Source organism: Streptomyces sp. NPDC050619 (assembly GCF_040654815.1).
Lineage (GTDB): Bacteria > Actinomycetota > Actinomycetes > Streptomycetales > Streptomycetaceae > Streptomyces.
Genome location: NZ_JBFAIR010000022.1, coordinates 55,820 through 77,697 on the forward strand (window position 1 = coordinate 55,820; position 21,878 = coordinate 77,697).

18 protein-coding genes are annotated in these 21,878 nt (G+C 70.8%); 4 read left to right on the forward strand and 14 right to left on the reverse strand.

Annotation, left to right across the window (positions count from 1 at the left end; all coding sequences use genetic code 11):
- Window positions 1–11 precede the first annotated feature (11 nt).
- Together AB0I77_RS31605 and AB0I77_RS31610 are read left to right on the forward strand one after the other, a co-directional pair.
- Window positions 12–659 (forward strand): protease inhibitor I9 family protein, encoded by a 648-nt coding sequence (locus AB0I77_RS31605; protein ID WP_363286140.1) that lies wholly within the window; start codon window positions 12–14, stop codon window positions 657–659.
- Window positions 656–3,145: a S8 family serine peptidase gene (locus AB0I77_RS31610; protein ID WP_363286141.1), complete on the forward strand. Its 2,490-nt coding sequence runs from the start codon at window positions 656–658 to the stop codon at window positions 3,143–3,145. Before AB0I77_RS31605 ends, AB0I77_RS31610 begins: the two co-directional genes overlap by 4 nt.
- 27 nt (window positions 3,146–3,172) lie before the next feature.
- On the opposite strand, the gene AB0I77_RS31615 is transcribed toward AB0I77_RS31610, so the two are convergent.
- The 6 genes from AB0I77_RS31615 to AB0I77_RS31640 all read right to left on the reverse strand — a co-directional run bounded on the left by AB0I77_RS31615 (window position 3,173) and on the right by AB0I77_RS31640 (window position 8,778).
- On the reverse strand, window positions 3,173–3,685 hold the full coding sequence (locus AB0I77_RS31615) for a DUF5990 family protein (RefSeq protein ID WP_363286142.1): 513 nt from the start codon (window positions 3,683–3,685) through the stop codon (window positions 3,173–3,175).
- 23 nt (window positions 3,686–3,708) lie between these two features.
- Window positions 3,709–4,749, reverse strand: coding sequence for an iron-siderophore ABC transporter substrate-binding protein (locus tag AB0I77_RS31620; protein ID WP_363286143.1), 1,041 nt, complete (start codon window positions 4,747–4,749; stop codon window positions 3,709–3,711).
- 118 nt (window positions 4,750–4,867) lie between these two features.
- Complete coding sequence (locus AB0I77_RS31625) at window positions 4,868–5,713, reverse strand: ABC transporter ATP-binding protein (RefSeq protein WP_363286144.1); 846 nt, start codon at window positions 5,711–5,713, stop codon at window positions 4,868–4,870.
- Window positions 5,710–6,807 carry an iron chelate uptake ABC transporter family permease subunit gene (locus AB0I77_RS31630; RefSeq protein WP_363286145.1) on the reverse strand — a complete coding sequence of 366 codons (1,098 nt, stop codon included), beginning with the start codon at window positions 6,805–6,807 and terminating at the stop codon, window positions 5,710–5,712. The genes AB0I77_RS31625 and AB0I77_RS31630 overlap by 4 nt, the downstream gene beginning before the upstream one ends.
- Window positions 6,804–7,808 (reverse strand): iron ABC transporter permease, encoded by a 1,005-nt coding sequence (locus tag AB0I77_RS31635; RefSeq protein WP_363286146.1) that lies wholly within the window; start codon window positions 7,806–7,808, stop codon window positions 6,804–6,806. Before AB0I77_RS31635 ends, AB0I77_RS31630 begins: the two co-directional genes overlap by 4 nt.
- Window positions 7,809–8,028: 220 nt before the next feature.
- Entirely contained in the window at window positions 8,029–8,778 is a 750-nt protein-coding gene (locus AB0I77_RS31640) for an SDR family oxidoreductase (protein WP_363286147.1), read from the reverse strand.
- A 128-nt stretch (window positions 8,779–8,906) separates the two neighbouring features.
- Here AB0I77_RS31640 and AB0I77_RS31645 point away from each other — a divergent pair, with 128 nt between their 5' ends.
- Window positions 8,907–9,341 (forward strand): Rrf2 family transcriptional regulator, encoded by a 435-nt coding sequence (locus AB0I77_RS31645; RefSeq protein WP_363286148.1) that lies wholly within the window; start codon window positions 8,907–8,909, stop codon window positions 9,339–9,341.
- Window positions 9,342–9,391: 50 nt separating this feature from the next.
- On the opposite strand, the gene AB0I77_RS31650 is transcribed toward AB0I77_RS31645, so the two are convergent.
- The 4 genes from AB0I77_RS31650 to AB0I77_RS31665 form a co-directional block, all read right to left on the reverse strand.
- Window positions 9,392–11,374, reverse strand: coding sequence for a glycoside hydrolase family 97 catalytic domain-containing protein (locus AB0I77_RS31650; RefSeq protein WP_363286149.1), 1,983 nt, complete (start codon window positions 11,372–11,374; stop codon window positions 9,392–9,394).
- A gap of 113 nt (window positions 11,375–11,487) precedes the next feature.
- Window positions 11,488–11,958 (reverse strand): hypothetical protein, encoded by a 471-nt coding sequence (locus AB0I77_RS31655; protein WP_363286150.1) that lies wholly within the window; start codon window positions 11,956–11,958, stop codon window positions 11,488–11,490.
- Window positions 11,959–12,051: 93 nt separating this feature from the next.
- On the reverse strand, window positions 12,052–16,044 hold the full coding sequence (locus tag AB0I77_RS31660) for an SGNH/GDSL hydrolase family protein (RefSeq protein ID WP_363286151.1): 3,993 nt from the start codon (window positions 16,042–16,044) through the stop codon (window positions 12,052–12,054).
- 73 nt (window positions 16,045–16,117) lie between these two features.
- Window positions 16,118–16,570 (reverse strand): peptidase inhibitor family I36 protein, encoded by a 453-nt coding sequence (locus tag AB0I77_RS31665; RefSeq protein ID WP_363286152.1) that lies wholly within the window; start codon window positions 16,568–16,570, stop codon window positions 16,118–16,120.
- Window positions 16,571–16,959: 389 nt separating this feature from the next.
- Between AB0I77_RS31665 and AB0I77_RS31670 the strand changes: the two genes are divergently transcribed.
- Window positions 16,960–17,322, forward strand: a complete 363-nt coding sequence (locus tag AB0I77_RS31670; protein WP_363286153.1) for a hypothetical protein — start codon at window positions 16,960–16,962, stop codon at window positions 17,320–17,322.
- Window positions 17,323–17,370: 48 nt separating this feature from the next.
- On the opposite strand, the gene AB0I77_RS31675 is transcribed toward AB0I77_RS31670, so the two are convergent.
- Genes AB0I77_RS31675 through AB0I77_RS31690 form a run of 4 tightly spaced genes read right to left on the reverse strand, consistent with a single transcriptional unit; the run spans window position 17,371 to window position 21,618 of the window.
- Window positions 17,371–18,639: an ABC transporter permease gene (locus AB0I77_RS31675; RefSeq protein ID WP_363286154.1), complete on the reverse strand. Its 1,269-nt coding sequence runs from the start codon at window positions 18,637–18,639 to the stop codon at window positions 17,371–17,373.
- Window positions 18,636–19,355: an ABC transporter ATP-binding protein gene (locus AB0I77_RS31680; protein ID WP_363286155.1), complete on the reverse strand. Its 720-nt coding sequence runs from the start codon at window positions 19,353–19,355 to the stop codon at window positions 18,636–18,638. Before AB0I77_RS31680 ends, AB0I77_RS31675 begins: the two co-directional genes overlap by 4 nt.
- Window positions 19,352–20,698 carry a peptidoglycan-binding domain-containing protein gene (locus AB0I77_RS31685; RefSeq protein WP_363286156.1) on the reverse strand — a complete coding sequence of 449 codons (1,347 nt, stop codon included), beginning with the start codon at window positions 20,696–20,698 and terminating at the stop codon, window positions 19,352–19,354. Before AB0I77_RS31685 ends, AB0I77_RS31680 begins: the two co-directional genes overlap by 4 nt.
- A complete protein-coding gene (locus tag AB0I77_RS31690) occupies window positions 20,695–21,618 on the reverse strand; it encodes a hypothetical protein (RefSeq protein WP_363286157.1) in 924 nt (307 codons plus the stop codon). The genes AB0I77_RS31685 and AB0I77_RS31690 overlap by 4 nt, the downstream gene beginning before the upstream one ends.
- Window positions 21,619–21,878 lie beyond the last annotated feature (260 nt).

The following is a 21,878-nucleotide window of genomic DNA, read 5'->3' on the forward strand; positions in this document are numbered from 1 at the left end:
GAGCCAGTGACTTGACCCCTCACCAGCTTGTGCTGATCCCGCTGCTCGCCGGAAGTCTCGCGGTGGGCGCACTGGCGCCCGCCCAGGCCGCCGCACCGGACACGGGGACGGGCAAGCAGCACTACTCGGCCGGAACGTATCTGATCCGGATGACCGGGGAGCCCGTGGCCTCCTACACCGGAGGCACGGACGGGCTGAAGGCCACCAAGCCCGAGCGGGGCAAGCGGCTGGACATCGGCACGCGGTCCGTGCGCGCCTACCAGGAGCACCTTCAGGAGCAGCGTGCCGACGTGCTCGCCGGCGTCCGGGGCGTCAAGCCGCTCTACACGTACGACGTCGTCGTCAACGGCTTCGCCGCCAGGCTGACCGCCGCCCAGGCGAACCGGCTGGCCCGCACGCCGGGGGTCGCCTCGCTGACCCGCAACGAGACGGTCCCCCTGGCGCGGACGGCCGAGGCCGACGCCGGTGCGGGTAGCGGGGCCGGTGCGGCTGTGGGTACGCCCGCGGGCACAGCCGCCGACACAGCCCCCGGCACCTCCGCCCGCACCTCCGCGGGCACCCTTCCCGTCCCGGACACCGCCGCGTTCCTGGGCCTGAAGGGCGAGAAGGGCCTCTACAGCAAGGTTTCCGGGGGACAGCGCAACGCGGGCGGGGTGTGATCCTCGGTGTCCTCGACTCCGGCATCGACCCCGGCAACCCGTCGCTGAAGGCCCTGCCCGAGCCCCGCCCCGACGCCGATGTCATCGCCAGGAAGTGGAAGGGCGAGTGCGACCCGGGGGAGGACCCCGCGCACGAAGTCCGCTGCAACAACAAGCTGATCGGCGCCCGGTACTTCGACAAGGGCCTCGACGACCCCACCGAGCGGGACTGGGCGTCCCCGATGGACGCCGCCTCGCACGGCACCAACACCGCCACCGCGGCCGCCGGGAACATGGACGTCGAGACCGCCGTCCCCGACACCGGCATCTCCGGCCGCATATCGGGGCTCGCGCCCGCCGCCCGCATCGCCGCCTACAAGGTGTGCTGGACCAAGGGGTGCACCTACGTCGACACCATCGCCGCGCTCGAGACGGCCGTGGCGGACGGCGTGGACGTCATCAACTACTCCATCGGCGGATACGGGGTCCTCGGCGGCACCCTTGAACTGGCCCTGCTCAACGCGGCCAAGGCGGGCGTCTTCATCGCCGCGGGGGCGGGCAACGAGGGGCCCGACACGGTCTCGAGCGTGATGCCCTGGGTCACCACCGTGGCCGCCTCCACCCACGACACCGGTTTCCGTTCCACCGTCACCCTCGGCGACGGCACCTCCTACACGGGCGCCGGCGTCGGCGCCTTCGGCCTGCCGTCCGCCCCGCTGGTCGACGCGGCGCGCGCGGCCCGCGGCGGCGTGGCCGACGCCGATGCCGAGCGGTGCCTGCCCGGCACCCTCGACCCGGACAAGGTGACCGGCGCGATCGTGCTGTGCGAGCACGTCCTCGGCGACTCCCGTGCGAACAAGGGCGAGCAGGTCAGGCAGGCCGGCGGTGTGGGCATCGTGCTCTACAACGTGGCCACTCCCGTCGACACGGCCTTCGCCGTCGCTCAGGCGGTCCCCTCCGTCTACCTCACCAGCGCCCAGGGGAAGGCCGTCAGGGCCTACGCCGAGCGGGCCGGGTCCGGTGCCGCCGGGAAGCTGAGTGCCGCCGTGGCCGTCCGCCAACGGGCCCCGGAGATGGTGACGTTCTCCTCCAGTGGCCCCGGCCCCGTCCGCGGCGGCGACCTGCTGGAGCCGGACCTCACCGCCCCCGGCCTCGACATCGTGGCCGGCGTCGCCAAGGGCAGCCCGGACTTCAAGGGTGAGCAGGCCGTGACGTCCGGTACGTCGATGTCGACGCCGCACATCGCGGGCCTGGCGCTGGTGTTGCGGGGGCTGCACCCCGACTGGTCCCCGGCCGAGGTCAAGTCGGCCCTGATGACCACGGCGACGACCACCGACAACGCGGGCAAGCCGATCCGGCGTTCCGGGGCCACCGCCACCCCGTTCGACTACGGCGCCGGCCATGTCGTCCCGACCTCGGCCGCCGACCCGGGGCTGGTCTACGACTCGACCTCCGCCGACTGGAAGGCGTACATCTGCGCCGTCGACGGGCGGCTCGTGGACGAGGACGGCAACGACACCTGCGCCGGCGTCGCCAAGATCGCCCCGAGCGATCTGAACTACCCGACCATCGCGGTCGGCGAACTCATCGGCCGCCGGACCGTCACCCGCACGGTCACCAACGTCGCCGACACCACCGGCGACTACGCGGTCGAGGCCAAGGCGCCGCGCGGCTTCAAGGCGTCGGTCTCGCCGCGGAGGCTGACCGTGGCGCCGGGTGCCTCCGCCACGTACAAGGTCACCTTCACCCACACCGACGCCGCCTACGGCGACTGGTCGTTCGGCTCGGTCCTGCTCAGCGACAAGGGCGGGCACCGGGTCCGCAGCGCCGTCGCGCTGCGCGCCCAGCACTTCTTCGCGCCCGCCGAAGCCACGGGGACCGGTACCGGTGCGACCGGCTCGGTGACACTCGGCACGAAGGCCGGCTGGACCGGCACGCTCACCACCGAGGTCAACGGCCTGTACGCGGGCGAGAAGAAGACCGGCACCCTGACCGGCACGGACCGGGACTTCGACGCGACCAAGCCGCCGGCCGAACTCTCGCCGGCCACGGTCAGGACCGAGATCACCGTCCCCGAGGGCACCAGGCTCGCCCAGGTGGGGATCCTCTCCGCCGACTATCCGGCGGGCACTGACCTGGACCTGTGGGTGGTCGACAAGGCCAGCGGCAAGCTGGTGTTCGAGCCGGCCTCCAGCAGCGAGGAACACGCCCGCCTCGCACCGGGCACGTACGTCGTCTACCTCAACCAGTACGCACTGCCGGCAGGCGTCACGAGCCAGCCGTACACCCTGCGCACCTGGCTCATCGACGACGACACCCGGCCCGACCACCCGGCCCCGGCCGACCCGGTCACCCAGCAGGTGACCGCCGGCGACACCCCGGAGGTCACCATGCCCTGGAAGGACCTCGACCCCGAGCAGTCCACCGTCTACCTCGGCGTGGTGGCCTACAGCGACGGCACCGCGACGGTCGGCCGCACGGCCCTGACCGTCACCGTCGCACCCTAGGGACGCGCGCCCGGCGGGGGTCCTCCCCTACCCCGCCGGGCGCGCCTTGTCCGGCTGTCCGGCGGTCCAGGTGATCCGCGGCGGCTCGACGCGTGCGCAGAGGGGCCCGCCGCACGCGTCGGTCAGGCCCAGGCGGCCGACCAGCAGGCCGTCGCGGGCGGCGGCGTCGAGTACGCCGGCGGGGACGGCGTCGAGCATGAGCTTGGCGCGGCGGAACATCGAGAAGACGCCCGCCTCGTCGACCGTGCCCCACGACAGGTAGATGAACCGCCGGCCCAGCCGGTCCTGGACGTAGGGGCCTTTCACGTTGGTGCCGGTCTCCGAGGCGCTCGCGGTGCACTCCAGGGTCCAGGTCGCGGACGCGGCGTCGCCGGGCTGCGGATCGAGGAGTTCGGCGGGGCGGTCGCGGCGCTGTACGGCGACATGGATGTTGCCGTAGGCAGGGGTGCTGCCGTCGGCGGGTGCCGGGCGGGTGCGGCCGGGCAGGTCGACGGCGTCGATGCGGATGCGCAGGGGGACCGGGGAAACCAGGGGGACCATGGGTCCATCATGCGCGACGCGCCCTACTTGACGAGGCGCTCCTCCAGGTCGGCGAGTACCGCCTCGGCGGCTGTCACGCCGAGGCCGAGGTACCAGGTCTCGTCCGGGACGTCGTAGGCGTGCCCGTCCTTGACCGCCCCGAGGTTCTTCCACAGCGGGTTGCCCTGCGCCTTGGACTTGTCGGTGGCCTTCGGGTCGCCGTAGACGCCGGTGAAGATGTAGTCGGCGTCGGCCTGGTCGATGTTCTCGGCGCTGATCTCGACGGCGAGGTCCTCGATGTCCTGGTTCCCCGGCCGGGGGATGCCGGTGTCCTTCAGGATCGTGCCGATGAACGAGGCGTTGGCGTACAGGCGGATGACGCCGTCCGGCATGAAGCGGACCATCGAGACGGTCGGCTTGTCGGCGCCGAGCTTCTCGCCGAGCGCCTTGGCCTTGCCCTCGTAGGCCGCGATCTTCTCCTTCGCGAGCGCGGTCTTGTCGAGGGCCGCCGCGTTGAGGAGGTAGTTCTCCTTCCAGGTGAAGCCGGGGCGGATGGAGAAGACGGTCGGCGCGATCCGGGACAGCTCGTCGTACAGGTCGGCGGCCCGCAGCTGGCTGCCCAGGATCAGGTCGGGCTTGAGGCCGGCGATGGCCTCCAGGTTGAGGTTGTTGATCGTGCCGACGTTCTTCGGGCTGCCCGCGTCCTTCCTCAGGTACGACGGCAGTTCGGGGGAACCCTCGGTGGGGGCGAGGCCGACCGGTTTGATGCCCAGCGACACGACATTGTCGAGCTCGCCGACGTCCAGGACGACCACGCGCTTGGGCTGGGCCTCGAGTTCGGTCTTGCCCATGGCGTGCGTGATGGTGCGCGGCCACTCGCCGGGCCTCGCGTCGGTGCCCATCGCGGCGGTCTTCTTCGCCGCGTCCCCGAAGTCCTCCCCGCCCTGGGCGACCGCCTTCTTGCCGCCGGCTCCGGCCGAGGGGCCGGCCTCCCCGCTGTCCGAGGAACCGCCGCAGGCGGCCAGGGAGAGCGCGGCGGCGAGAGCGAGAGCTGCGGCGGTGAGGCCGCGGCGTCGGACGAACATGGGGGGCTCCCGTCGTGCAAGGAAAGAGCAAAAGGAAAGAGCAAGTAGCCTTAGGTGAGGCTTACTTACCTTAGAGAACCCTGTGCGGGACGGGACCGTATGGAAGGTGTGCTTCCGATCACGTGCCGGTCTGCTGCGCGGGCACGGCGGCGCCGTCACCCCGGCCCGGCCCCACCGATCGCGGCGGGCCGGGAACCACCAGCGGATCACCCGTCACCGGATCCGGTACGACGACCGAGGCGAGCCCGAAGACCTCCTGGACCAGGTCCGCGGTGACGATGTCGGCGGGCGGACCCTGCGCCACGATCCGGCCCTCGCGCAGGGCGATCAGATGGTCGGCGTAGCGCGCCGCCTGGTTCAGGTCGTGCAGCACCGCCACCACGGTCCGTCCGCGCTCACGGTTGAGCTGGCGCACCAGGTCCAGGACCTCCACCTGGTGGGCGATGTCCAGATAGGTCGTCGGCTCGTCGAGCAGCAGCAGGTCGGTGTCCTGGGCGAGGGCCATGGCGATCCACACCCGCTGGCGCTGGCCGCCGGACAGCTCGTCGACCGGGCGCTCGGCGAGGTCGGCGGTCCCGGTGCGCTCCATCGCCTCGGCGACGGACGTCTCGTCCGTCTCGGACCACTGCTGCCACCACTTCTGGTGCGGCTGCCGTCCGCGCGAGACCAGGTCCGCCACCGTGATGCCCTCCGGCGGCACCGGAGTCTGCGGCAGCAGGCCGATCACCTGGGCGATCCTCCTCGTGGGCAGGCGGGCCAGTTCGGCGCCGTCGAGGAGTACGGCGCCCCGACGCGGCTTCAGCAGCCGGCCCAGGGCGCGCAGCAGGGTGGACTTGCCGCAGGCGTTGGGGCCGACGATGACGGTGACCTTGCCGTCCGGGACCTCCAGGTTCAGGTCCTCCACGACCGTACGGTCCTCGTAGGCGAGGGTGAGCCCCTGTGCGGTGAGTCGGTTGCCGGTCACGCGGTTCCTCCGGAACGGCCGTTACGGGTGCGGATGATCAGCCACATCAGATACGGGGCGCCCACCAGGGCGGTGAACACGCCGACCGGAAGTTCCAGCGGCGAGAAGAGCCTGCGGGCCAGCAGGTCCGCGACGACCACGATCAGCGCGCCCGCCAGCGCGGAGCACACCAGCGGGATGTGCGGGGTGCGGGTGAGCCGACGGGCGATCTGCGGGGCGAGCAGGGCCACGAAGTCGACCGGACCGGCGGCACCGGTCGCGGCGGACGCGAGGACCACGCCGAGGACGCTCAGCCCGAGCCGGACGCGGCCGAGCCGGATGCCGAGGGCGGCGGCGGTGTCGTCGTCGAACGCGGCGCTGCGCTGCGCGCGGGCCGCCCACAACAGGAACGGCACGAGCAGCAGGAGGAGCGTGGCGAGCGGTGCCGCCTGGTCGAAGCCGCGGCCGTTGAGCGAGCCGGTGAGCCAGGTCTTGGCCTGCTGGGCGACGAGGTAGTCGCCCTTGGTCACCAGCAGCCGGGTCAGCGAGCCGAGCGCCACCGAGATGCCGATGCCGATGAGGACGAACCGGGAGGCGCTGAGGCCTCCGCGCCAGGCGAGCAGATAGACGAGCAGGGCGGTGAGCAGGCCGCCCGCGACGGACACGTACGGCAGGGCGGCGTACGAGGTGAGGCCGAAGGTCATCGCGGCCACCGTCGCCACGCCCGCGCCGTGCGTCACGCCGATGACGTCGGGGCTGGCCAGCGGGTTGCGGGCCATGGTCTGGATCAGCGCCCCGGAGAGGCCGAAGGAGACGCCCACCAGCAGGCCGGTCACCAGGCGCGGCAGCCGGAGCGTGCCGACCACCAGGTCGTCCGGGCTGGGCAGGCCCAGCAGCACGCGGACGACCTCGCCCGGGGCGACGAACGACTCGCCCACGCACAGGGAGCCCACCGCGGCGGCCGACAGCAGGACGGCGAGGACGGCGCCCACCGCAAGGGCTCTGCGGTGCACCAGGAAGCTGCTGCCGCGCCCGGCCCGCAGGAGGGCGTGCCCGGCGGGACGCACGGCGGGGTGCCGGGTGGCGCGAGAATCCCGGCCGGCGATCCCGGTCATGCCGCGGCCACCGCCTTCCTGCGCACCAGCACGACCAGGAACGGCACCCCGGTCAGGGCGGTCATGACGGCCACCGGTACCTCCGAGGGCCGTACGACGACCCGGCCGAGGACGTCCGCCAGGAGCAGCATCACCGGGCCGAGCAGCGCGGCCATGGGCAGCAGCAGGCGGTGCCCCGGGCCGACGAGTGCGCGGGCGATGTGCGGAACGGCGAGGCCCGTGAAGGCGATGGGACCGGCCGCGGCGACCGCGGCACCCGTCAGGACGGTCGCGCCGAGGGCGCCGGTCGCCCGGAGCAGGGCGACGTTGCGGCCGAGCCCCCGGGCGATGTCCTCGCCGAGCGCGAGCGCGTCCAGTCCGCGGGCCATGGCCAGCACCAGCAGCAGCCCGGCGAGCAGGAAGGGCCAGACCTGCCCCACGATCGACGCGTCCCGCCCGCTGAGGGAACCGACGTCCCAGAACCGGAATTCGTCCAGGGCCCGCGCGTTGGTCGTGAGGACGGCCGAGATCACCGAGGCGAGGAACGCGTTCATCGCGGCGCCCGCCAGCGCCAGCCTGACCGGCGAGGCGCCGCCGCGTCCGCTGCCGGCCACGGCGTAGATGCTGACGGCCGCGACACCCGCGCCCGCGAACGCGTACCAGACGTATCCGGTCAGGGTGTGCACCCCGAGAAAGGCGATGGCGCAGACGACGCCCAGCGAGGCCCCCTGGCTGATGCCCAGGATGCCGGGCTCGGCGATCGGGTTGCGGGTGATGCCCTGGAGAACCGTTCCGGCGATGGCGAGCGCGACGCCGACCAGTACGCCGATGACCGTCCGCGGCAGGCGCAGTGACCGTACGACCTGGGCGTCGTCGCCGGCGCCGCCGTGCACCAGGGCGTCCCAGACCACCGAGGGAGCGATCGGGCGGCTGCCGACCGCGAGACTGAGCAGCACCGCCAGCGACAGCAGGAGAAGGGCCGCGGCCATCCAGCCGACGCGACGTCTCGCGACTTGGGGCATGCGTCCTCTCCGTCTTCTCCCTGTCCTTGTCCGGTCAGTCAGCCAAGGCTGGCCCAAGAGTACGGCGTGAGGAACGGCGGCTTCCGCCTCAACTGCCGCTGTCTCAACGGCCGCCGCCGTCCGCCGCCCGGGAGCCGGTCGTCGACCGGCACGCCCAGCTCGTCGGCGGTGCGCGCCCCGAAGGCGCGATGTCCTTCGGGGCGCGCGGCAGGGGTTCGGGTCAGGCGTTGTAGCCGCCGTGGGCGTCCAGCACCGCGCCCGTGACGTACGACGCGGCGGGGCTCGCCAGGAAGGCGATCGCCGCGGCGATTTCGTCGGGGTGCCCCATGCGTTGCAGGGACAGCGAGCTGACCAGGGCGTTGAGGGTCTCGGGGTCCGGCGGTTGCATGCCGCCCTCCATCAGTCCGGCCTCCACGACGTTGGCCGTGATGTTCCGGGGCCCGAGGTCGCGTGCGACGCCCATGGTGTACCTCTCGATCCCGGACTTGGTCGCCGAGTAGTCGGCACGGCCGGGGCCGCCGACCCGGGAGCCCAGTCCGGAACTCACCGTGATGATGCGGCCGCCCGTGCGCAGCACTCGGGAGGCGGCCCGGATGACGGCGATCACGCCGAGGTAGTTGGTGGCGTGCATCCGGTCCAGGGCGGCCGTGTCGGCCTCCGGGTCGTCCACCGTGTGGCTCACCGAGATCGCCGCGTTGTTGACGAGGATGTCCAGGCCGCCGAAGTGCGCGACCACGTCGTCGATCAGCGCCGGCGCCCGGCTCGTGTCCGTCTGGTCGGACTGGAAGGCGACGGCCTTGGCTCCCTTGCCGTGCACCTCGTCGACGACGGCCTGCGCCTGCTTCTCGGAGCTGACATAGGTGAAGGCGACGTCGGCGCCCTGCTCGGCCAGCAGCCGTACGGTCGCGGCTCCCAGTCCGCGCGACCCCCCGGTGACCAGGGCGACCTTGCCCGTGAGTGGCTTGCTCATTCTTCTCTCCTCGTTGATTGACCCTTCCCGGCAGTCGCAACGTTAATTGTTACGACAGGCTGTTGCAACCTTCACTGTTACGACTGCGCTGTCGTAACATGAAGCGTTGCGGCCGAGAGGAGGAGCCCATGAGCGCCAACAGCAGGCTGACCATCGCCGCCCACGCGCTGGCCTGGATCGGCCTCTACCAGCGCCAGGGCCATGAGGTCGCCACCTCCGAGCAGATCGCGACCAGCGCGAACACCAACCCCGTGGTGATCAGACGGCTGCTCGGCGAGCTGCGCAGGGCCGGGCTCGTGGAGTCCCGGCGGGGCATGGGCGCGGGCTGGTCGCTGGCGCGCGAGCTGGGGTCGATGACCCTGCTCGACGTGTACGAGGCGGTGGAACCCGGCCCGCTGTTCGCGATGCACCGCACCACCCCGGACCAGGGATGCGTGGTGGGTCACGGCATCCAGCCGGCGATGCAGGGCATCTACGAGGGCATCGAGGAGACCCTGAGACACGAGCTGGCCCGCGTCACGCTCGAGAACGTACTCCGGGACGTACTCGCGGCACCTCGCTAGCCTCCCCGTTACGCCCTGACATCACCCAGATCCAATCCTTCCGCCCGGCGTCAGGCCGGCGTCAGGATGATCGCCTGGCCGCCCGCACTCGCCATGGCCACATCCAGCGTGGTCTCCGAGGTGACGGTCTGGGTGCTCACCACGACCGGGGTCCGGAACGGGCTGGTGCCCGGGGCCCCGTCGGCGTAGACGGTCGCCGTGTAGGTTCCGCTCGTCTCGCTGTTCCCGTTGTCCAGGAACGACAGGGGGATCGACAGCGTCCGGGCCGTCTCGTTGGTCATCGCCCCGAGGTACCAGGTGGAGCCGTCGCGGCGGGCGACCGCCACGTACTCGCCGATCGAGCCGGCCAGCGTCCTGCTCTCGTCCCAGGTCGTGGGGATGGCGTTGAACCAGGGCAGTCCGGGCCAGTTCGCGGTGTTGGCGTACTTGGACGGCTTGTCGTACCAGAACAGGAAGTTGAGCGGCTGGTAGTACACGGCCGCCATCGCCATCTGGTGGGCGTTGGTCGTCTTGTCGCGCGACTGGCCGTAGCAGATGGTGTAGTCGATCGGGCCGCCGATGTTGCGGGAGAAGGGCAGCGTCACGTTGTGGGTGGCGGTCGGGGACTGCTCGTTGCCCCGGACGCCTTCCAGGCTGATCCAGTTCGGGTAGGTGCGCTCGTAGCCGAACGGCCGGACGTCGTCGTGCATGTCGATCAGCAGCCGGTACTTGGCGGCCGTTTCGGCCCAGCCGGTGATCTGGTCGGTCATCGTCTGGGTGCCGTCGTTGATGAAGCCGAGCTTGATGCCCGAGACGCCCCAGCCCTTGTAGAGGCCGAACAGCGCGTCCGCGTCGTCGGACAGGGCGAGCCGGTTGACGTAGAGGAAGACGCCGATGCCCTTGCTCGTGGCGTACGAGATGACGGACGGCAGGTCGATCGCGGCGATCGGGGTCGTCGCGTCGGTGGTGGTGAACTCGGGCCCGTACCAGCCGGCGTCGTACTCGATGTAGTCGATGCCGCGGGCCACGGCGAAGTCGACGCCCGCGAGGCCGGCGGCGGTGGACAGCTCGCAGCGGAAGACCTTGCCGGGCCTGATCCAGGAGGTGTCGGTCAGGACGTTCGCCGGGGCCAGATTGAGCACCAGCTCGGCGTTGTCGACCAGTTCGGCGTGCGTGGCCCCGATCACCACCGCGCGCCACGGCGTGGCGAAGGGGGTGCTGACCGTGGACGTCGTCTCCACGGGGCCGGTGCCGCGGGCGGTGTGCTCCATCAGGAAGGCCGAGAGGGTGCCCGGCTGCCCGGCGACCGAACTGAGCATCAGACGGGGGTAGTTCACCCGGGACGACTCACAGACGCAGGCGAGATACCCGCTTGCGAGGGCGGCGGTCAGCGGCAGGTCGGTCAGCGGGCCCTGGTCCGTGCTCGACGTTCCGGTGACCGGGATCGAGCCGGGGGCGACCGGGGTGTAGGCGTCCTCGTCACGGGCGCTGTAGACGGTGGTGTCGTCGGGGAAGACGAACGTCGTCAGTTCGTCGGCGATGGTGACGGTGGTGGCGGTGGTGGCGGTGCCCTGGTCGAGCAGGACGTAGCGGAGGGCGACGCCGGTCCGGTAGGCGCGGATCTGCACACCGAAACGGATGCCGGAGGCGTTGTCCCGGAGAGTCCAGCGCTGCTCCTGGTAGAGGTCGGTGACGCTCGCGTTGCGCCCGTACACCGGGGACCAGGTGTCGTGGACGGTCCCGTACTGGTTCCGGGTCACCGTCACGTCGCTGCCGAGGACGGTCCCGTCGCCCAGCCTGAGCCCCAGGGCCGAAGTGTCGATCACCGTACGGCCGTTGCGGGTGGCGGACCACTGGAGCGCCCCGCCCACCACCGACATGGTGATGGCCGTCCCGCCCATGCGCGCGGTCGCGCCGACGGCGGCATCCGCCGCGTGGGCCGGCCGCGCGGCACCGAGCCCGGCCGCCGCCAGCCCGGCGGTGACGGCCGCACCCTTGAGCACGCCCCGGCGGGACAGCGCCCCCGGCTGGTCCTGGTCTCCTGCGGTTCTCATCGTGACGGGACCTCTCCCTCGAGGACGGAATTTCGGTAGTAACCGTTTACCGACCTGGGGAAGGTACGGGCAGGAGAAAGGCGGGTCAAGATCCCTGACACCGGCAAATTCCCCTAGGAACGGGCGAGTCCCGCCATGAAGGCGAAGGTGAGATGGGGCGCCCTGCTGATCCGCGGGCTGCTTCCCGTCTCGCAGGAGACCTTCCTGTCCTTCACCCGTACCGTGTCGCCGGTGCGGTCCAGGGTGAAGAGGTGGCATTCGTCCACCGTGTCGGTGGAGGGCATCAGGACGGTGTTGTCGTAGTCGACGTCGAGGTGTGCGTACACGACGGCGTGCCTGCTGTCCTGGCTGACGACGGCCGGGGTGCCGACGTCCCGCGGGACGGTCGGCAGCCCGCCGTCACTTCGGTAGCCGTCCGCTACCCGCTTCCGCACCTCTACGACGAGTGCGGCGAGCTTCTCGCGGGCCGCTTCCTCCTCCCGGTGCTGCCTCACCTGCATGGCGACGAGGACACCCGTCACGGCGAGCACCGCGAGCAGGATCACGGCGATGACGCCTCGGGAGAGGGTGCGTGCGAAGTTCATGGGTTTCCTTGTGGCCGGTGAGAGAAGGCGGGCGGGGCGGCCACTCGACGGTGGCCGCCCCGCCCGCCTTCGCGCGCCCTTCCTGGACAGGGCCTAGTAGCCGGTGTTGGTCAGGACGTGCTCAAGGGCCGACGCGTACAGCTGCGCGCCCTCCATGTTGGGGTGATACGACTCCATGCTGGACGGCGCCGTCGCGGAGAACTGGTTGTCCGAGGCGATGTCGTCCGACGGGGTCTGGGTGAAGCCGTGCAGCGCCTCGTCCGAGTCGCACAGCAGATGTCCGTCGAACTCGGTGCTCGGATCCCAGAAGACGGCCTTGCCGTTCGTCGAGTCCGCGCTCTGTGCCACGGCGGTCTGTTCGTCGCTGTTGAGATCCTGGCCCCAGTCGTGCAACAGCTCCATCTGCTGCGTGGTGAAGACGGACGCGCATGTCACGGACGGGTCGAACAGCAGCGGATAGCCCAGCAGGACGATCTTCGCGTTGGGCGCCGCCGCGTGGACGTTCGCCAGGAACACCTTGTCGTTGGCGGCCGCGGTGCTCAGATATCCCTGGACAGTGGCGTCGTCCGGGCAACCGGTCAGCAGGCACTGGGTGAGGATCTTGGTGAACTGGGCGTCGTCGCCGCCCATGGTCATGGTGACCAGGGTGGTGTCGGGGGTGAGGAATCCGGAGTACAGCTGCGGGATCTCCCCGAACTGGCCGGTGCTCGACGCGTTCTCGGTCTTCGCCCCGCTGCACGCGACCGAGTGGAAGTCCATCGACGTGTCGAACGCGTCCTCACGGGCGCCGACGGAGGTCGAGGTCCCCGGCAGGTCGGTCTGGCGGATCCACGAGTTCGACGAGCGCAGACACGCGTCGTACGTCGCCGGCTTCGGGTCACCGCTGACCAGGTGCGGGCCGGTGTCGGAGTCGGTGGAGTAGCTGCCGACGCCCGTACCGGAGGCGTAGGAGTCACCGAGCTGGACGACGGTGTCCTTCGGCTTGCCGGGCAGCGCCGTGAAGGCCACCGAGTCCCAGGCGACCGTGTTGTCGGCGGTGGCGCCGAAGGCGAAGTTGGTCAGGCTCACGCCCTGCCAGTCCGTTCCCGTGAAGTCCACCGCGCCGAGGGAGATCCAGGTGTTCGCCCGCTTGTGGGCGTTGATGACGCGGTTCGTGGTTCCGGATCCGGTGTGGATGGTGTAGATCGCCTGCTGGGCGGTCATCCCCGTGTCCGGGACATGGACCCACACCCGCTGCCAGCCCTCCATGTGCTGGCCGGTCTTCCAGTCGCCGTCGACCGCCATGACGCCGTCGGCCGCGACGGGCGTGGAGGCGAACTGACTGGCGGCGCTTCCGTCGGGGGCGAAGTCGCCGGTGGCACTGTCGTACCAGGCGGAGCTCTGGTTGGCGTCGCTCACGCCGGTGGCGTCGGAGCGGGTGTGCGCGTACCAGAAGTGGCCGCCGTAGCCGCCGCCGATCTGGTGCAGGTCTCCTCTGGCCTCGTACTCCCCGGCGGAGTCTGCCAGGAAGCTGAACTGGAACGATCCGCTGTCCCCGCTGACCGCACCGCAGTTGCTCCAGGTCGGGGTTCCGTTCGGTACGGAGGTGACCACCACCGATCCGGACGGCAGGCCCGTGGTGGTGCACGCCGGGGTGCCGTACTGGAGGTTGTAGCCGCGTCCCGGTTCGCTGCGCAGGGTCGCGTACTTGAGGTTCTCGTGTCCGCAGGTGGTGGCGCAGTCGCTCTTCCACGTCGCGTTCTGTGCGTCCCACCAGTGCAGTTCGTCGCAGCCGTCGATGTGCTGGGTCTCGCACGGCGGCGGGTCGCTGACGTCGCAGGCGTTGCTGGTGTCGCAGAAGGTGGCGAGCGAGGGCTGGATCTGGGTGCGGTAGGAGGCGTCCGTCCACCAGGCGGGCTGGAAGCCGGCGGTGTTGTAGCCGGAGTCCGTGGCCCGGTCCTGGTTGCCGCTGGTGTCGTAGGAGTAGCCGGTGTCGATGGACCAGGCGGCCCAGCCCATCACCTTCTCCTCGTACGACCAGTCCTGCGGGTGCGCGGCGTCGTGGTTGGCGTCCGGGTCGACGCTGGTGTCCATGAACGGCATGCGGCTGGGCGAGTAGATCGGGTTGGCCGGGTTGTTGTACCAGCCCAGGCCCCAGTGGCCGTCGTTCTGCGGGGCGTTGGCGAGGGTGTTCAGACCGCTGTTGTAGTCCCAGAGCGCGGCGAACCAGTTCTCGATGGCCGACGCGGAGTCGTTGTTGACCGTGATCGTCTGGTCGCCCGAGTGGATCTCGTTCCACTTCTGGGCGAGGATGCGCGCCGAGGCGGCGACGTTGACCGTGTAGTCCAGGGCGACCGCGCGCTGCACGTCCGGAGCCAGCGCCGTCTCATTGGTCTTCTCGTGGCCGGCCATGCGCATGCCGTCGGTGATCTGTCCGACCCCGTAGCCGCAGTCGGAGTCGTCCCAGTGGATCTGCCAGTAGGACAACGGATCGGCCGAGTCGGCCACATGGCCGTAGAAACCGTTCGTGGAGGCCAGCGGGTTGCCCGTCTGGCCGGGGACGACGCCGTCCTCGGCCTGCCACAGGTTCGACTCCTGGGCGAGCACGCCCAGCAGCACCTGCGCGGGCATCCGGCCGCCGCCGTTGAGCGTCGGCAGCGGGAACAAGGACTGCGGGTCGATCGTGCCGAGCCCGGCCTGGGAGCGCCAGCCGCCCTGGGTGATCCAGCTGGAGTTCAGGTCGTTGCGCACGGCCATGTCGACGGCCCACTCGACCTGGTTGGGGGTGGGCTGGAGGGCCTGGGTGCCGACGTCGTTGCGGGGCACGGAGCACCAGCGGTCGGTGTCGACGGTGTCGTTCGAGACGGCGCTGGTCGCCATGAGGTCCATGGTGTCCGCGCCGCCGGACTTGTCGGGTGTGCCGAGAGCCGGGGACATGGCCTTGCCGGACCCGTCCGAGGGAATGGTGCCCTGGGCGGTCCGGGTGAGCTGCTTGCCGGTGGCGGTCGCCGTCGCGGTCACGGTGGTGGGAGCCTGCGCGGAGTCCTGTCCGGGCACCGTGGAGGCGGACGGGTTCTTGCCGAAGTGGCGGCCCGCGTCGGCGATCCGCTTCAGGCCGGCCCGCACGCCGGGGGTCAGGACGGTGGAGACGGCCAGGCGTCCGTCGCTGGAGACCGTGCTGTCCGCCGGTGCGTCGAGCCGCGTGACGACGCCGGCCGGCAGGTGCGTCGGGCCGGTGGGACGGCCGGTGAGGAAGACCTTGGAGCCGCCGCCCTGGCCGAGGCCGATGGCGCCGAGCTTTCCGGTGGCCACGGTGCTCACCCGGCCGGCGTCGAGGACCCGGGCGCGGCTGGTGGCGTTCTTGTGATCGAGCTTGTGGTCGAGAAAGGCGATCTGCCCCTGGGCGGCGACGCTGATCTCGAAGGGGGTCCCGTCCGCCGAGGCGAGGTTCTTCACCGCCCCCGACCGGCTGATGTGCACCAGGTGGTTGTCGCGGCCGGCCACCGAGCCGTCCTTGACGGGGACGGCCGAGGTGACCTCCCCCGCCGCCACCGTGGCATTGACGTCCTTGCCCGCCGTGTTGACGGTGACCAGCCGGGTCTTGTCGTCCTTCAGCGCCGTGAACGAGGCCTCGTGCAGGGCCGGGTTGCACGAGGGGGAGAAGTAGGCGAGGGACGCGGTGAAGGGCAGTTTGGTGACATGTCCCGAGTCGAGGTCGACGACGGCCGTGAAGGCGCCGCGTTCCATCAGGTCCTCGTGGTTGGTGAAGCCGCGGGGTGCGTAGGCGACGGCCGCGTGCGAGTGGTCCATGACGCACTCGTTGCCGATCCACATGTCCGTCTGCGTGCCGGGCTCGGAGAGCACGGCCGCGTCCTTCCACGTGTAGGCGGTACGGCTGTCCGCCACCAGCAGGTGCACGCCGTCGGTGTCGGCGGCCAGGGTGACCGCCCGGTCCGACGAGGTCTTCCACCCGCTGCCCAGCGTCCTGTCCGGGGCGGTGGCCGACGCGGATGCCGAGGTGCCGTGGGGTTCGGGCGGTTGGGGTGAGGCGGTGGCGGGGGCGGCCTGTACGAGTCCGCCGACCAGCGCGGCGGATGCCGCCGTCATGGTCAGCGCCCTCAGGCGTCTTCGGTTTCTCACAGCTGTCGCACACTCCTGATGGAATACCGAATAGCGGTGGTCAGATATCTGTGTTCGCCAACTGTGAGGCGTTTTCGTTGTACGTCGCGTTCAGATTTCCGTAGAACGTGCCGTAACCTTCGGGGTCCCACTCGTCCCGCGGGCCGCTGTAGCTGCTGTTGTAGTAGACCCAGTAAACCCAGTCGGCCTCGTTGTAGACGGAGGCGGCGTTGTTCTTCACATGCTGGTACTCGCCGCTTCCGCTCGTCAGGAAGATGTATTCCGGGCAGCCTGTGTCGCTGCACCCGGGCTCATCGACGGCGTAGTTCGGCACGTCGCCGTAGATTCCGACCCGGGAGCCGCCGAGGTTCGAGTTGTAGAAGAGGCAGAGTGTGCCGTCGTAGTGCGCGCACTCGGTGTAGTCGCCGCTGCTCAGCGCGGACGCCGACGGGGCGGTGACGAACAGTGTGGCAATGGCGGATATCGCGGCGCCGAATGCAAGTCTGGAACGCACGGGAGTCCTTTCTTAATGCCTCGGATGTGCTGTGTCTGAGATGATTCTGTGTGCAGCTGGAGATTTCCATCTCTTTCACATGGGCGTCAAGAGAGAGATGGAGAAGTTCGAGTAATGGCGGGATAAAGATATGGATCGATCCGGTTTTAGGAATTCTTTCCCTTCTTGACTGATTACGGCCGCTAGAGTGATGTCACCGTGCAGAGGGGGAGTTGGTTGTGCAGCAGAATGCGTTGCGGGCGGCGGCGGCATTGGGCCTGGCGGCGGTCTTTGTCACAGGGTGCAGCGGTCATTCGGTCCGGCCGTCGACCACTCCTGCCCCGGCGTCGACCGGTCCTGCCGCGTCGTCGGAGCCGGCCGTCTCGGCAAAAGGCCAGATCGCCGAGCGGGTGAAGACCGCTCTGGAGGAGAGCATCTCGGCCGATGAACAGAAGTTCGGTACGGGCCTGGACTCATCCTGTTCGACGTCGTCCCCCCAGCTCTTCACCGCCAAGTGCGGTGCGCAGGCCGACGCCACGTCGGATGTCGCCGGCCTGGCCCTGCGGGAGATCGACGGGCGCGCGGGCTTCCACACACTGGACGCCAGTGCGCGCGAACTCCAGGCGGCGGTACGCACATACGACTCCCTGGGGTGTGCGGCCGGGCCCACGGCAGCGGACGTCCGCCGGGCCTGCCTCGGTCCGGCAGCCGCGATAGCGCAGGGATTCTCCGATCTGCGCGACGGGGCCAACCTGGCTCTGGCGGGCAAGTAGTGCGGACGGGGTCTTCGGCGGTGGGACATGGTCCTCCTCGGCGGCGGCTCAGTGGCGGAGAGCTTCCAGGGGTTCGATGTGCGCCGCGCGCAGGGCGGGGTACAGCCCGGCGAGGAATCCGACGGCCACTCCCATGAGCGGGGCGGGCAGGACGGCGTAGGGCTCAAGGACGGCGGTCCAGTGGCGGGCGAGCGCCGTGCCGATGACGACCGCCACCCCGATGACCGTGCCGGTCAGGCCGCCCAGGGCACCCAGTGCGGTGGACTCGGTGAGGAACTGGGCCGTGATGTGACGGCGGCGGGCGCCCAGCGCCCTGCGCAGACCGATTTCTCCCGTGCGTTCCAGCACGGACACGAGCGTGGTGTTGGCGATACCGACCGCTCCCACGATCAGGCAGATCGCCGCGAGAACCAGAAAGAGCCCTGACATGTCCGTGTTGACCTGGTCGCGCAGTTCGTGAGGATCGGGCGGCGGTACGGCACGCAGGAGACCGGGGTGGTCGGGCAGCAGCGCTGGCGGGGCCTGCGCGGCGATGAGCGGGGCCGCGCCGGGCCGGGTACGGATCAGCGCCTCGGCGGGGTCGTCCGTCGGAGCGCCGTACGCGTCCAGTGCCGTGCTGGAGGGGATGAGTACCGACAGCAGGCTCTGGGGCAGGCGCTGGGTGTGGGAGATGACGCCCAGGACCGTGTAGGCGACTCCGTTGATGAAGACGGCCGGCTGGTTGTCGACCCGGGTGATGCCCAGCAGGCGGGCCGCGGTGGCCCCGAGCAGGCAGACCCGTTCGGCGCGGCGCTGATGGAACGCGTTGAACAGGGTCCCGGTGGACAGCGTCGGCTGCATGGCGCGCAGCGTCCCGGGAGATGCCGCGAGGACACGCAGGCCGGTGAGGTCGCTGCCGGCGGCGGGGGACATGGCCGCGGTGACGTCGGGGCGCGCGGAGACGGTGGGATGACGCAGCGGCACGTTCCACCAGACACCGCCGTCCACGACGCCGTTGAGCCGCCCCAGCCGCTCGTCGGCGTCGCCCGGGAAGTCCATGCCGGTTTCCCGGGCCGCGAGGGAGTCGTGGGTGGCGGCCCCGGTGTCGTCGACGGTCACCGTGGTGTCCTGCAAGAGACTGAACGAGGTGCCGATCTGCCCGGTGGCGGTGGACGTCAGGCCGAGGACGGCGACGAAGGCGCCGACTCCCAGGACGGTGCCGAGAAGCGTCAGCAGGGAGCGCCCCGGCCGCTGGACGACCGCCGCCAGGGCCTCGGCCGCCGTGTCGCGCCAGGTGAGCCGGGTGGCGGTGGGTCCGTCGTGTCTTCGCCGCCTCATCGAGGGCCTCCGGCGGCCCGGCTGCCCGGTGCCGTTTCGCTCAGGCGGCCGTCCAGGATGGTGACCCGGCGGGGGGCGCGCTGTGCCACCGCCGGATCGTGGGTGATGACGACGATGGTGACGCCGGCCCGGTTGAGCTCCGCCAGCAGGTCCATCACCGCGGCAGCGGTCGCCGAGTCCAGGTTTCCCGTCGGCTCGTCGCACAGCAGGATGTCCGGGGTGTTGACCACGGCACGTGCGATGGCCACCCGCTGTCTCTCGCCGCCCGACAGCCGGGAGGGCAGGGCGTCCAGCCGGTGGCCGAGGCCGACCCTGCGCAGGGCGCGCGCCGAGTTGGCCCGACGAGGTTCGCCGCGCCCGGTGACATAGAGCTGGGCGAGGGCGACGTTCTCCAGCACGGTGCGGTGCGGCAGCAGATGGAAGGCCTGGAAGACGAACCCGACCCGGCGTCCCCGCAGGGCGGCGCGGTCCCGCTCGGTCAGGGACGCCACATCCGTGCCGGAGAGCCGGTAGCTGCCGTCGGTGGGGCGGTCCAGCAGCCCGAGCAGGTTCAGGAGGGTCGACTTGCCGGACCCGGAGGGGCCCACCACGGCCAGGAAGTCGCCGGTCTTGACGCGGAGGTCCGTCGGATGGAGAGCGGTCACGGGCGGTGAGCCCGGATACGTCTTGCGGACGCCTCGCAGGTCCAGCACGGGAGGGGGCGCGGCGGCGGTCATGTGCCCACCACCACGCGGTCTCGCGCCCGGAGCGTGTGTCCACGCGTCGGCGTGACCTGCACCAGACCGTCGGCCGAGACTCCCGTGGTCACCGGCACGACGTGTTGCGCGCCGGAGGCGGTCACCACGGTGACCGTGGTGCGCGCGTCCGCGCCCGCCGTGACGGCCGCTTCGGGTACGGCGGTGACGGCGCGGGAGGTCGCGGCGGCGGTGATGGTGATGCGGACGTCCTGGTCGGCGAACCTCTTGTCCCAGGTGCCGCGGCCCTCGATCCTCACCGGCACATAGGCGCCGCCCGTCTGCGGATCGGCGGGGCCGTTGTCCGGCGACGGCTTGTCGTTCCCGGTGCCGGGGGTCACCAGGGCGCCCACCGACTCCACGGTGCCCGCGGCGTGAGTGCCGATCGCCTCGGCCAGGATGTCGGCTTTCGCGCCGGCCGAGACGAGGCCGCGTTCGGAGGGGTCGAGGAATCCGGTGAGCGTCATGTCGCCGCGGGCGAGGGTGATGACCGGCCCCTTGACCGGGTCACCCACGTGCACGGGCACGGAGACCACCCGGGCGGGCAGGGACGGGACGAAGACGACCTCGGACGCGGGCAGCGTCACGGTGGCTTTCGGCCCGGCTGTCGAGGGCGCGGCCGAACCAAGGGCCCGCGTGGCGCTCCCGGACTGCTCCGCGGCCGATCCGGTGTCGTGCTCCGTGGCCGAACCGGTGTCGGCGGAGGTCGTGAGTGGCGCCGCGTAGCCCATCGCGGCGTACATGTGCTTGACGGCGGCCGCGGTGCCGGGGCCGAACGTGCCGGACGGGTCCGAGCCGGTCGGCCGGCCGAGGGAGCGCAGCGCCCGCTGCAACTGGGCGACGTCCTTGCCCTCTTCGCCCATGGTCAGATCGCGGTACATGGGAAAGGTCCCGGGCAGTGCGAAGACAGGACGTGCGTCGTACTCCACCAGCGGCTTCGCCGCCCCGACCCGCCGGCCGGCCCGGGTGAACACGCCCGTGACCAGGAGCGCGGACGGCTGCGCGGCGGGCTGGGTGACGGGCTGGGTGACGGCGACATCCGTCGGCGCGGCGGAAACGGTTCGCCCGTCCGAGAAGGACCCGCGGAAGACCATGGTGTTCCGCATGACCTGGCGCACCACGGGGGCGGTGATGACGCTCGCCTTCGGCGCCCGGGTACGGGCGGCGGCCTCCGCCGGCGACCGCACCCACTGTGCCGCGTACACACCGCCCGCCGACAGCAGGGCCGCGGAGCACGCGGCCACCACAGTCCAGCGGCGGCGCCGGGCCAGTCGGGAGCCGGGGACCGCACCGCCCGGCTCGTCGGGCGGGAAGGAATCGCTCACGAGGAGGCTCCGGCGGCGATGACCTTCGCGGATCGTTCGAGGGTCTCCCGAGAGGCGGCCCGCACTTGGGCCAGGGCTTCCTGGTTCTTCTCGATCAGCACCTTCTGGACGGCCGATTCGACGGCGACCCAGACACCGATGAGGTTCGTCCGCTGCTTGCACGCCATGTCGGACTCCGCCATGTGAATCTCAGCAGCCGAGGGCGCGGCGGACAAAGGGGACCTGAGCGGCTCCAATGGATTGCCGAAGGTGTAACCGCGCTTCAGCATGCAAGCCGACCAGGACCGGAAAACGGCGGTCACCTGCGGTGTGGCCATGGACTGCTGGAAACTGGCGTCGTTGATGCTTTCGGGCAGCTGTACTTCCAGCCCCTTGCCGAGTTTCCGCTCCGCCTCCCCGGAACATCCGTGAGCCGGAATGTTCTGCCCCTTGTACTGTTTCGCCTCCGGACCACTGCCGTCGGCCCGCGGTGTGTCACCGAGGAACACGTTCCGTTCGGCATCGCTCATCGGCGGCGTGCTGGGCGGCGCGGCCGGCATGGTGTTCGCAGCGGGGTGGTAGCCGTAGCCCGCCGCGGTCTTCGGGTCGGAAATCCCGTAACGACGGGCCAGGTTGGCCGCGTCCCCCTTCGGGTCGACCGGGGAATTCTCCGCCGGGTCGACCGCGTAGTCGAAACCGAAGCGAGCCATGCACTGGCGGACGAGAAGCTTCGACGCGTAGAGCATCTGAGCATGTTCGTCGTTCTTCAGCAGGTAGTCCTCGATGGGCAGGGAGACCGACGCGACGGAGGCCAGTGTGGGGGTGGCGGTCGGTGACGCCTGCGCGGCCACGAGGTCCGCTCCTGGCTGCCGCGCCGGGGCGGGGGACGCGGCGCAGGCACTCGCCGTGGCCAGCAGTCCGCCGGCCGCGAGTGCGGCCATCACCCCGCGCGTCCATCTTTTCCCGGTCACTTCACGACCGGCCGAGCGAACGGCCCGACACGAATTCTGACGAAGCATCAGCCAGCCCCCCTGGCGTTGTGTCAGCGCCCAGCTGCGCGAACGGGGCAGATGCTCGCATGGCCCGTGGGGGACTGGACCCGGCGTTTCGCGTTTCCGCCAATCGGAGGCAAAGCGATCTTCAGCGGGTTGCCAGCGAACGGCATGGTCCGGCATGACCGGGCTCGTGAATGAACCGTTTT